13 protein-coding genes and 1 tRNA gene are annotated in these 11,141 nt (G+C 65.4%); 5 read left to right on the forward strand and 9 right to left on the reverse strand.

Translation table 11 applies throughout. The features are described from left to right. Positions 1-11: 11 nt before the first annotated feature. From AC13EK_RS07910 to AC13EK_RS07920, 3 genes are read right to left on the reverse strand one after another with little or no spacing between them, the layout of a single operon-like run. Complete coding sequence (locus AC13EK_RS07910; protein WP_069338780.1) at positions 12-1,313, reverse strand: methyltransferase family protein; 1,302 nt, start codon at positions 1,311-1,313, stop codon at positions 12-14. Between the two features lie 50 nt (positions 1,314-1,363). Then, complete coding sequence (locus AC13EK_RS07915; protein WP_069338749.1) at positions 1,364-1,999, reverse strand: DUF1345 domain-containing protein; 636 nt, start codon at positions 1,997-1,999, stop codon at positions 1,364-1,366. Positions 2,000-2,037: 38 nt separating this feature from the next. Beyond that, positions 2,038-2,613, reverse strand: a complete 576-nt coding sequence (locus tag AC13EK_RS07920) for a hypothetical protein (RefSeq protein WP_004209285.1) — start codon at positions 2,611-2,613, stop codon at positions 2,038-2,040. A 141-nt stretch (positions 2,614-2,754) separates the two neighbouring features. Between AC13EK_RS07920 and ruvA the strand changes: the two genes are divergently transcribed. The 3 genes from ruvA (at position 2,755) to AC13EK_RS07935 (ending at position 6,335) form a co-directional block, all read left to right on the forward strand. Further along, positions 2,755-3,360, forward strand: a complete 606-nt coding sequence (gene ruvA, locus AC13EK_RS07925; RefSeq protein WP_277788335.1) for a Holliday junction branch migration protein RuvA — start codon at positions 2,755-2,757, stop codon at positions 3,358-3,360. After that, entirely contained in the window at positions 3,357-4,379 is a 1,023-nt protein-coding gene (gene ruvB, locus AC13EK_RS07930; RefSeq protein ID WP_004209282.1) for a Holliday junction branch migration DNA helicase RuvB, read from the forward strand. Before ruvA ends, ruvB begins: the two co-directional genes overlap by 4 nt. Before the next feature lie 177 nt (positions 4,380-4,556). After that, positions 4,557-6,335 carry an AMP-dependent synthetase/ligase gene (locus AC13EK_RS07935; protein ID WP_081331814.1) on the forward strand — a complete coding sequence of 593 codons (1,779 nt, stop codon included), beginning with the start codon at positions 4,557-4,559 and terminating at the stop codon, positions 6,333-6,335. A gap of 14 nt (positions 6,336-6,349) precedes the next feature. Here the strand turns inward: AC13EK_RS07935 and AC13EK_RS07940 are convergent, their stop codons facing one another. From AC13EK_RS07940 to AC13EK_RS07950, 3 genes are all read right to left on the reverse strand, one after another. Continuing rightward, the gene (locus tag AC13EK_RS07940; RefSeq protein ID WP_069338746.1) at positions 6,350-6,751 is read right to left on the reverse strand and encodes a hypothetical protein; all 402 of its coding nucleotides are present in this window, start codon (positions 6,749-6,751) and stop codon (positions 6,350-6,352) included. A gap of 68 nt (positions 6,752-6,819) precedes the next feature. Further along, positions 6,820-7,542 carry a hydroxyacylglutathione hydrolase gene (gloB, locus tag AC13EK_RS07945; RefSeq protein WP_069338745.1) on the reverse strand — a complete coding sequence of 241 codons (723 nt, stop codon included), beginning with the start codon at positions 7,540-7,542 and terminating at the stop codon, positions 6,820-6,822. Between the two features lie 4 nt (positions 7,543-7,546). Beyond that, positions 7,547-7,981, reverse strand: a complete 435-nt coding sequence (locus AC13EK_RS07950; protein ID WP_069338744.1) for a VOC family protein — start codon at positions 7,979-7,981, stop codon at positions 7,547-7,549. A 102-nt stretch (positions 7,982-8,083) separates the two neighbouring features. Here AC13EK_RS07950 and AC13EK_RS07955 point away from each other — a divergent pair, with 102 nt between their 5' ends. Next, positions 8,084-8,791: an SIMPL domain-containing protein gene (locus tag AC13EK_RS07955; protein WP_069338743.1), complete on the forward strand. Its 708-nt coding sequence runs from the start codon at positions 8,084-8,086 to the stop codon at positions 8,789-8,791. 2 nt (positions 8,792-8,793) lie between these two features. Here the strand turns inward: AC13EK_RS07955 and AC13EK_RS07960 are convergent, their stop codons facing one another. The 3 genes from AC13EK_RS07960 to AC13EK_RS07970 form a co-directional block, all read right to left on the reverse strand. After that, the gene (locus AC13EK_RS07960; protein ID WP_010337538.1) at positions 8,794-9,036 is read right to left on the reverse strand and encodes a glycine zipper 2TM domain-containing protein; all 243 of its coding nucleotides are present in this window, start codon (positions 9,034-9,036) and stop codon (positions 8,794-8,796) included. 86 nt (positions 9,037-9,122) lie between these two features. Continuing rightward, positions 9,123-10,022, reverse strand: coding sequence for a tetratricopeptide repeat protein (locus tag AC13EK_RS07965; RefSeq protein ID WP_069338742.1), 900 nt, complete (start codon positions 10,020-10,022; stop codon positions 9,123-9,125). Continuing rightward, positions 10,022-10,774 (reverse strand): alpha/beta fold hydrolase, encoded by a 753-nt coding sequence (locus AC13EK_RS07970; RefSeq protein WP_069338741.1) that lies wholly within the window; start codon positions 10,772-10,774, stop codon positions 10,022-10,024. The genes AC13EK_RS07965 and AC13EK_RS07970 overlap by 1 nt, the downstream gene beginning before the upstream one ends. 158 nt (positions 10,775-10,932) lie before the next feature. Between AC13EK_RS07970 and AC13EK_RS07975 the strand changes: the two genes are divergently transcribed. Further along, positions 10,933-11,019, forward strand: a tRNA-Leu gene (locus AC13EK_RS07975). Positions 11,020-11,141 lie beyond the last annotated feature (122 nt).

An 11,141-nucleotide genomic window follows, 5' to 3' on the forward strand; every position in this document is an offset into this window, starting at 1 on the left:
CGGCCCGCCGGTCATTCGGCGGGCTGGGTTTCCCGTGGCGCGTCCGGCTTGCGGCCGACGACCCAGGCGAAGAAGCGTGGCACCGGGGCATTGCGCGCCATCCAGTCGCTATAGGCCCGATAGGCGGGATCGGCGGACAGATGCTGTTCCTCCGTCTTGGCCCGCCAATAATAGACAGCGTTGGTCACCCCCAGCAGCGCGCAATTGCGCACCATGTCGGTCAGGCTGCCCGTGGTGGTGAGGAAGGGCAGCGACGAGAACCACCAGAAGAGATTCTTGGTCAGATAGGCCGGGTGACGGGTCCAGCGATAAGGCCCATGGGTCAATATGCCGCGATGGGTGAGGTTGGAGAAACGGATGCCGAAGGCGACCGTCGCCCAGGCATAGATGGCGGTCAGCAGCACCAGCAAGGCGCCCAGCCCCCATTGCAGCGCCGGCATGCCCCGCGTCCAGACATCCCATTCGGCGCCGCCGCCATGATAGTCGAACGGGCCGCCCGCCCCCATCATGACGAAGGGCGGATAGCAAAGCAGAGCCGCGAGCCAGCCGCCCAGATAGGGATTGGCGGTGCGGATATGGGAATCCAGCGGCTTCATCGTCAGCAGATAGCCGACCGTCGCCATGCAGACGTCGATCATGAACATGATGCCGATCAGGAAGCCGGTCAGCGCGACCGGATTGCGCAGCAGGTCGTCGAGCCGCCAGTCGATGACGCTGGTGAAATTGCCCGGCACGATGCTGATCATGAAGGCGGTGAAAAAGCCCTTCACCGCCCAGGCGCGGGCATGGTTGGCGACCTGCGCCATGTCCGCCTTGCCGGCCGCGCCGCCAATGACCCATTGGCCGAAGGCGAAACAGGCATCGCGCGGTTCGACCAGCCGGCGGTCGAGCCAGATGACATAGGGAATGGACAGCAACAGCAGCCAGGGCGCCGCCGCCATCAGCAGGTCCATGGCGAAGCGATAGTTGCCGGTCCAATACCAGCGGCCGATGCAGTAGCAGACGGCAATCGCGAGCCATGTCGCCCACAGGCCCGCAATCTTCACCAGGCTGATGTCGAGCATGCTGCGGACCGAGCGAGCCGGCGCGTTCCAGTCGATGCCGGTGCTGGGGTTGCGATGCACCTTGTCCACCAGCAGCGACCAGAGCACCATCGGTATGCCACAGGCGACCACCGCGGCCAGGCCCGCATTCGGCCCGTTCATGCCATAATGGCGCGCCACCAGGGTCCAGAGGCCGAGGCCGACAAGGCCGGCAAGGCCGACACCATGGCTGACGGCGGATTTGGGGCAGGGATCGGCGCTCTTGCTCATGGGATCGGGCTTATAGCCGATATTGGTAAGCAAGCCATGAAGCCCATGGCTCAGCCGCCCAGTACGTTGATGGTGAAGGCGAGGATGCCGAGGTTGAAGACGAAGGCGGCGAGGCAATGGAGCGTCACCGTGCGGCGCATGCCGGTCGAGGTGATCGACACGTCGGAGGTCTGGAAGGTCATGCCCAGGGTGAAGCCGAAATAGAGGAAGTCCCAATAGACCGGCTCGTCCGTGTCCGGGAAATCCAGGCCGCCCGCATCCTTGCCCTTGTCGTCGGCGAGGTAGAAGGCATGGGCATAGTGCATCGCATAGACGAGGTTGGAAAAGAGCCAGGCGATGACGAGCGTCGCCAGCAGCAGCACGACACTTTCCGCGTCGGGATGGCCCGGCGCGCTGGCGGCGACGCCGACCGCGACCAGGATGACGACGCACACCACCCCGGTCAGCAGCAGCATCAGTTGCCGGTTGGCGTCATTGAGCACGGCCTTGCGCCGCATCTGGGCCGGATCGGAATCGATGAGCGGCACGGCGGCGAGGCAGAAGGCGATGGCAGCAAGGTCGAACCCGCCCATCACCGCCTCATGCCAGGGCAGCCACAGCATCAGTGGCGCGATCGACAGCAGCAGCATGAGGAACATGCCGTAGCGCCAGGGGAAGAGGGTGGATCGCTTCTGCGTCTTGGCCATGGCGCATCAAAGGCCCGAAAATGCCGCCGTGCAAGCGTTTAGAGTACGGTCGCCACCAGGCCGAGTGCCGCTGCCTCATTGGCTTCCAGATACCAGTTTTCCGGCGCGCGCTGCAGCACCTCCTCCATCGTCACCTGCGACCCCAGGATGAGATTGGCAAAGCCCTCATTCTGGATCGCGATCGATGCCTCGATCTCGTGGAGCGAGGCCTTCAATGTCGCGATGCAGGTGGAGAGCGGCCCTTCGAGATGGATATTCTTGGTGATGAGCCGCTCATGGATCATCAGCCGGGTGCCGCGCGTCAGGTAGCGATTTTCGGTGGCGAAGAAGCTCATGAAGGTGGCGCCGGCGGAATAGACCGCGGTCTTGCCGAGGAAGACCAGCCGCCGTTCGGGATAGAGGTCCGAATGGAAGCGGATATCCTCCCCCATCATCCGCGCAATCTCCGGATCGCCGCCCAGGGTGGAGATTTCCACCACCACCAGCCCCTGCTGCGGCGCGGTGGACAGGCAATTCTTGAAATGCAGATACATGCCATGGTCGACCACGCCCGACAGCATGATCGCGGGAAATTCGAAATCCTTGGGGGTCAGCATCGGCGCGGTCATCAGCATCGTCTCTTGGTCCTTTGGCGGATGGCAATCGACCGGCATTACGCACGGGTCGCCATTTGGTGCCCGACCCGCCATGCGCTTTTGTCTGGCGTGGGGCGCAAGAGGCTGTAAAGAACAGATCATGACCATGGGGCAATGGCGATGATCGCGAAACTCAAAGGACGGCTGGACAGCACGGGCATCGACCATGCCATCATCGATGTCGGCGGGGTCGGCTATCTGGTCGGCGCGTCGTCGCGGACGCTGGCGGCGTTCGGCCCGGTGGGCGAGGCGGTGACCATCCATACCGAGATGCTGGTGGCCGAGGATTCGATCCGGCTGGTCGGCTTTGCCCGTGCCGAGGAACGCGACTGGTATCGGCTGCTGACCCATGTGCAAGGCGTGGGATCGCGCGTGGCGCTGGCGATATTGTCGGCGCTGGAGCCGCTGGAACTGCATCGTGCGATCATGATGGGCGACAAGGCGATGATCGCGCGCGCCAATGGCGTCGGCCCCAAGCTGGCGCAGCGCATCGTCAATGAGCTGAAGGACAAGATCGGCGCCGCCCCGGCCGGGGCGCCGGGCATGCCAGGCGTTATCGCGCTGCCGACCGGCAGCTTTGCCGCCGATGCGCTGTCGGCGTTGCAGAATCTGGGCTTCAAACCGGCCGAGGCAAGCGGCGCGGTGGCCGCCGCCGAAGAGGAACTGGGCGACGGCGCCAGCCTTGACGCGCTGGTCCGCCTGGCACTGCGGAAGGCGGCGAAGTGAGCGAAGAGGATCGCCTGATCACCCCGGCCCGCCGGGCCGAGGATGTCGATGCGGCGTTGCGGCCCAAGTCGCTCGACGAATTTGTCGGGCAGCAGGCGGCGCGCGAGAATTTGCGTATCTTCATCCAGGCGGCGCGCACCCGTGGCGAGGCGCTGGACCATGTGCTGTTCTTCGGCCCGCCGGGGCTTGGCAAGACGACGCTGGCGCAGATCGTCGCCAAGGAAATGGGCGTGGGTTTCCGCGCCACGTCCGGCCCGGTGATCGCCAAGTCCGGCGACCTGGCCGCCTTGCTCACCAATCTGGACGAGGGCGATGTCCTGTTCGTCGACGAGATTCACCGGCTCAATCCGGCGGTCGAGGAAGTGCTCTATCCCGCGATGGAGGACCGGGCGCTCGACCTGATGATCGGCGAAGGGCCGTCGGCCCGGTCGGTGCGGATTGACCTGCCGCGCTTCACCCTGGTCGGCGCGACCACGCGCCAGGGTCTGCTAACGACGCCGCTGCGCGATCGGTTCGGCATTCCGGTGCGGCTGCAATTCTACACGGTCGATGAACTGGAACTGGTGGTGCGGCGCGCGGCGCGGCTGCTGGACCTGGCGATCACGTCGGACGGCGCGATCGAGATCGCCCGCCGATCGCGCGGGACGCCGCGCATCGCCGGGCGGCTGCTGCGCCGGGTGCGCGACTTTGCAAATGTCGCCGGCGCCCCGACCGTCGATGCCAAGGTGGCGGACGCGGCGCTGCAACGGCTGGAGGTCGATCATCTCGGCCTCGACCTGATGGACCGGCGCTATCTGCACATGATCGCCGACATCTATCGCGGCGGGCCGGTGGGGGTCGAGACGCTGGCGGCCGGTCTGTCCGAAGCGCGCGACACGATCGAGGAAGTGGTCGAACCCTATCTGATCCAGCTGGGGCTGATCGCCCGCACCGCGCGGGGTCGCTGCCTCAATGGGCCGGGCTGGAAGCATCTGGGCCTCAATCCCCCGGCCGGGTCGCAGGACGGGCTGTTCGACTGATCCCATTGGCGCTTGCGCCATCCGGCCAGCCTTTCTAGAGCGCGCGCTTTCCCGATTCGACGCAGCGATATGCGCCGAAACCCGTTATTGTGCATGGCCGTTACGGCAAGGCCGGGCTATAGCCAGCTGGCGCTGCAGGCGCGCGGCAGACGCGCCGATGTAAGAGGAGTTGAGCCTGTGAGGGCGATCGAACGTTTCCCCAATCTGGTCACCATGTTCTTTGCCCGCGCCAAGGAAAAGGGCGACGCGCCCTTCCTGTGGCGCAAGACGCAGGGGACATGGCAGTCGCTGAGCTGGGCCGAAGTGGCGCGCCAGGTGGCAGCGATGGCGGCCGGGCTGAAGGCGGAAGGGCTGAAGCCCGGCGACCCGGTGATGCTGGTCAGCGAAAATCGCCCGGAATTCTGCATCGCTGATCTGGCGATCATGGCCGCCGGCTGCATCACGGTGCCGACCTACACCACCAATACGACGCGTGACCATCAGCATATCCTGACCGACAGCGGCGCGCGCGCGGTGATCGTGTCGACCGCCAAGCTGGCGACGACGCTGATGCCGGCGGTGCTGCGATCGCAGGTCAGCCTGGTCATTCCGATGGAGCCGATCCGCGGTGCGCAGGGCAATTATACCTGCCGCCTGTGGTCCGACCTGATCGCCGCCCATCCGGCCGATGTCGATGCCTGTGCGCTGGCCCAGACCGCCGCGCGCAGCGACCAGGCGTGCATCATCTATACCAGCGGCACCGGTGGCGCCCCGCGCGGCGTGATGCAGCATCATGGCGCGATCCTGGCCAATGTCGAAGGTGCCGGCCAAGTGGTGCTGGAGGATTTCGGCTGGGGCGACGAGGTCTTTCTGTCCTTCCTGCCCCTGAGCCATGCCTATGAGCATAGCGGCGGCCAGTTCCTGCCGATGCTGCTGGGCGGGCAGATCTATTATGCCGAGGGGCTGGAGAAGCTGGCCAGCAATATCGAGGAAGCCCGGCCGACCATCATGGTCGTGGTGCCGCGCCTGTTCGAGGTGCTGCGCACCCGCATCATCAAGTCGATCGAGAAGCAGGGCAAATTCCCCACCTATCTGCTCAACCAGGCCCTGCGCATCGCCGCCAAGGAACAGCAGGGCAAGTCGTCGATCGTCGACCTGCCGATGAAGGCGCTGCTGTCGCGCACCCTGATCCCCAAGATTCGTGCGCGGTTCGGCGGGCGGATGAAGGCGCTGGTGTCGGGCGGAGCGCCGCTGAACCCGGATGTCGGCCTGTTCTTCGAGGCGATGGGGCTGATGCTGCTGCAGGGCTATGGCCAGACCGAGGCCGGGCCGGTTATCAGCTGCAACCGCCCCGCCGCCGGCATCGCGATGGACACGGTCGGCCCGCCGCTGGACGGGGTCGAGGTGAAGATCGCCGAGGATGGCGAGATATTGGTGCGCGGCGAGCTGGTGATGCACGGCTATTGGCGCAACCCGGCCGAGACCGAGAAGGTGCTGAAGAATGGCTGGCTGCATACCGGTGACATTGGCGAGATCGACGATCGCGGCCGCATCCGCATCACCGACCGCAAGAAGGATCTGATCGTCAACGACAAGGGCGACAATGTGTCGCCGCAGAAGGTCGAGGGCATGCTGACGCTGCAGCCGGAGATCGGCCAGGCGATGGTCTATGGCGATCGTCGCCCGCATCTGGTCGGCCTGCTGGTGCCGGATTCGGAATGGACGATGGAATGGGCGGCCGCCAATGGCCGGCCGATCAAGGGCATCACCGATGATCCGACCTATCTGGCGGCGCTGCGCGCGGCGGTTGATCGGGTCAATGACGATCTGTCGGTGATCGAGCGGGTGCGCCGCTTCATCCTGGCGGATGAGCCGTTCGCGATCGAGAATGAGGAGCTGACGCCGTCGATGAAGATCCGGCGCCATGTCATCCGCAAACGCTATCAGGACCGGCTGGACGCGCTCTATAAAGGGTAAGCGCGTCCCCGGACCTATTTTGCCGGTGCGCGATAGGGGATGAAATCGCCCAGCGCGCAATTGCCGGTGGCGATGCCGCTGACCAGATCGGCGCTGCTGGTGATGTCGCCCCGGCAATATTGCGAGCCGAAGGTGCGCACGATCATCGTGTCGCCGCGGGCAAGGCCATTGCAGCTGCCAATCAGCTCATTCTTGTAAACCAGCTTCTTGCTGACACGATAGAGCAGCGTATTGCCGCTGATGACGGTGAAATTGGTCTGCGGCTCGCGATTGACGCAGGTCACCTTATCGCCCGGCACCAGTCCGGCCAGCGCCTTGTCCATCTTGGCCGCCTGCTTCTCGGTCAGCGGCGTGGGCTCATAAGTGCCGCTGCAGGCCGCCAGCGCCAGCGGGGCCAGACATATCCATGCGCGCATCGCCTCTCTCCATCCATGTCCTTGCAAACAGGACGCCATGATAGCGCGGAATCCGTCGAGGACCGCGCCTAAAATGCGTCCTTTCCGGCGCGCCGCTCCGCCAGTTGGGCGACGTCCTGCGCGCGCATGAAGATGTTGGTGTCGCGTTCCAGCGCGATGGTGGTGGGCACTGTCGGCTCGCCATGCGCACGGGCCGCAACGACATCCGCCATGCGCGCCTGAAGCGCGGCATTGTCCGGCTCCACGGTCAGCGCGAAACGGCCATTGCTCTCGGTATATTCATGGGCGCAATAGACGATCGTGTCACCCGGCAGCGCCTTGAAACGCTGCATGTTCGCAAACATCTGGGCTGGTGTCCCTTCGAACAGGCGGCCGCAGCCCATGGCGAAGAGGGTGTCGCCAACGAAGAGGATCGCGTCATCGGCCAGATGATAGGCGATATGGCCGGCAGTATGGGCGGGAACGGCCATCACCATGGCGACATGATCGCCGATGCGGACGCTGTCCCCCTCCCCCACTCGCCGGTCGAGCGTGTCGATCTTCGCCGCTTCGGCCGCCGGGCCGGTGATGATGCAGCCGGTCGCGGCCTTGATGCCGGCATTGCCGCCGACATGATCGGGGTGCCAATGAGTGTTCCAGATCTGGTCGATGGTCCAGCCGCGTTCCGCAGCCGCCGCCAGCACGGGGTCGGCGACCGACGGGTCGACCGCGACCGTCTGGCCGCTGGCATCATCATGCAGCAGCCAGACATAATTGTCCGAGAGGACGGGGACGCGGACGACCTGCAGCATCGGCTTACCAGACCCCGATATTGGGCATCGACACCCAGGGTTCGGCCGGGTCGAGCCGGCCGTCCTGCAGCAGTTCGACCGAGATATTGTCGGGGGTGCGGATGAAGGCCATGTGGCCATCGCGCGGCGGGCGGTTGATGATGATGCCGGCGTCCATCAGCCGCTGGCAGGTCTCGTAGATATTGTCGACCTGATAGGCGAGATGGCCGAAATTGCGACCGCCATCATAGACTTCCGCCGGGCTGCCATCCTGCGGCGGCCAGTTGTAGGTGAGTTCCACCTGCGCGTCCTCGTCACCCGGCGCGGCCAGATAGACGAGGGTGAAGCGGCCCGCCTCGCTGTCGAAGCGCTTGACTTCGCTGAGGCCGAGCAGCTCGAAAAAGCCGATGGTCTTGTCGAGATCCGTGACGCGGATCATCGTGTGCAGATATTTGAGCAAGGCTTTCTCCGTTCGTCGCCATAAAGCAACGGTTCATCGGTAGATTGGCAGATGGTTCCCTAGATAGGACCGGGACCGGCCCGGCGGAAGAGGAAAGCGATCATGGCTCTGGAAATGCGGGACAAGGTGCTTCTGGGTTCGGCGGCGGTACTGGCGATCGGCGTGATCGCGGGCGGCTATCTGCTGGGTGACGGCCTCAAGCGCGCTAGGGCGGCGGACCGGTCGGTCACGGTGCGGGGCCTGGCCGAGAAGGACGTGACCGCCGACCTTGCCACCTGGTCGATCAGCTATTCGGCGACTGGCACCGACCTGCCGACGGTAAGGGCGGAAATCGACGCCAATACCCAGCAGCTCAAGGCCTATTTCGCCAGCCTGGGGTTCAAGCCCGACGCGCTGACCCCGGTCGGCGCGGGCGTGAACCAATATCTCAACAATGGCATCAACAATATCACCATCACCCAGCGGATGCTGCTGCGCACCACCGACATTGCCCGCGCCCAGCGTGCCGTCGCCCAGCAGTTTGACCTGGTCCGGCGCGGCGTGACGCTGCAGGAAGGATCGGGGATGCGCTACAGCTTCACCAGGCTCAACGACCTCAAACCCCCGATGGTCGCGGCGGCGACACGCGATGCGCGCGCGGCGGCCGAGCAGTTCGCCAAGGATTCAGGGTCCGGCGTCGGCGGCATCAAGAGCGCGACCCAGGGCTATTTCTCGATCGACCCGCGCGACGGCGAGGGTGACGACGGATCGAGCGACACGCCCTACAAGAAGGTGCGCGTCGTCACGACCGTGGATTTCTATCTGAAATAGGGTCAGCAGCGGCCCCGGCGGCGGTCCTTCTTCGAACAGTCGCTCTTGTCGCCGATGATCGCACCGGCGGTGCCACCGATGACAGCACCCTCGGTGGTGCCGAGGCCGGTCGCGCTGCCGATCACCGCGCCGCCAGCGCCACCGATCAGGCCACCACGGGTTGCACCGCGCGAGCAGGCCGTGAGCGAGGTCGCGCCAGCCAGCAACAGGCCGAGCGCCATCATGCGGGAAAATTTGCCAGTCATATCATCACCGTCCGTTCCTTTATCCCGCTCGGTCGGCGAACGGACGGGATCGGACGGGGGTTCCGTGACAAAGTCTTGCTGATCAATCAGCCCGCTGGCTTGGGCGCCGTTGCCTCCGGTTCCAGACGTCCCAGATTTTCCGCCGCCGCCTTGCCCGCAGACGAGTCCGGCGACAATTTGGCCGCACGCTGCCAGGCTGAGCGGGCGATGTCGGCATGGTCGGTCAGGACCGCGATATTGCCCTCCTCCAGCGCGACCGAGGCATCATCGGGCGACAATTGCACCGCGCGGGCGATGTGCGCCTGGGCCAGTGACAGTTCGCCGGTGCGGCGCGCCAGCGTGGCCGACAGCAGCCAGGCGAGCGGATCCTTGGGCGCCTGGGCAAGCGCGGTGTCGAGCGAACCGCGCGCGCCATCGACATCGCCCAGCGCCACCAGCGCGCGGGCGCGGTCGAGATGCAGTTCGCCCTTTTCCATGCCGTCGGGCAGGCCGCGCGCCAGCGCCGCGTCGAAATCCTCCCGCGCCTTCTTCGCGTCGCCACTGGCAAGGGCGGCATTGCCGGCCTGACCCCAGAGGCGCGCGCTCTGCACAATCTCGCCGCCGCGCTCGGCTTCCTCGGCTGCCTGTTCGAAGGCGACGATCGCCGGCCCCCAGCGCTCCGCCCGCGACAGGGCAAAGCCCATGCAGTGGCGGGCGTAGAAGCTGCCGCCGTCGATCCGCCAATTCTGGGCGAAGGTGATTGCCTTGTCCGGCGATTCCAGCGCCTGGTCGAGGCAGGCCTGGAACGGTCCGGCAAATTTGGCCGGGACCGGGATGCGCCCGTCGGCATCGGGCGCCGAACGGGCGGCCGCGGCCTGTTGTACCGACGCTGCGGAGGCGGCCGCCGCTGCGGCATCCTCCTTCTTCTTGCGGCTGTTGCGCATCACCGCCTCGATCTCGGGATCATAGGCCTGCATGAACATCAGGAGGGGGAGGATGACGGGCATCAGCGATTGTCCAGAAGAGCAGCGACGGTGCGGATCAGCAGGGCGATGTCGCCGTCGCGGGAAAGGCGATGGTCGCCATCCTTAATGAGCAGCGTCTGCACATCGGATGAACGCAGCCGATCGGCGGTGCGCAACGCGATTTCCCAGGGGACATCCGTATCGCACTGGCCCTGGAGCAGCCGGACCGGGCAGTCGATCGCGATTGCATCGTCCAACAGGCGATGCGCCTGGCCGGACTGCCAGAAATCCAGCGTCGTCACATAAGGATGGTCGCCATAGGGCGTGGGTTCCTCGATCCGCCCCTCGGTCGCCAGCAGCGCCTTGTCGGCATCGGTAAAACCCCACTCCGTGAAGTCGGGCGCGGCGGCGATGCCGACCAGTCCCATGACCCGTTCCGGGCGCGCCAGCGCGATCAGCAGCGCCAGCCAGCCGCCCATCGACGATCCGACCAGCAGCAGCGGTCCCTGCGTCAGCCCGTCGATCAGGGCCAGAGCATCGTCACGCCAGCTGGCGAGCGTGCCGTCCTCGAACCGGCCCTCGCTGGCGCCGCAACCGGCATAGTCGAGCCGCAGCATCGCCCTGCCCTGCTCGGCGGCCCAGGCGTCGAGCGCGATCGCCTTGCTGCCCTCCATGTCGGACATATAGCCCGGCAGGAAGATGATGGTCGGCCCCTGCCCCGGACGATGGCGATAGGCGAGGCGCAGCCCGTCGGCACGCGCAAGAAATTGGGGGAAAGATTCGGGCGCGTTCAAGTTTCAAAGGCTCCATCGCTGTGGACCGGGGCACGGCATGGCCCCGGATTGCCATGTTTTGACGGCAAAAATAGCCCTTTCCCGTGAAAGTTCAAAAAAAACGCATTGCCGCGTTGACAGGTCTAGAGGCCGCCGTTAGAGGCGCACTCCTACCCCGTGCCCAGATGGCGGAATTGGTAGACGCACCAGCTTCAGGTGCTGGCGATCGCAAGGTCGTGGAGGTTCGAGTCCTCTTCTGGGCACCATTTGTTCTCAAAGCATTGATAATGCTGGGGGATCGTCGGCAAGACGGTCCCCAGAGAGCGTCTGCTACACAGAACTGCTACACAGTCCGGGGCACCAATCGTCCCCAAACCCTCGGAAAACT

The organism is Sphingobium sp. L-44 (assembly GCF_056859495.1).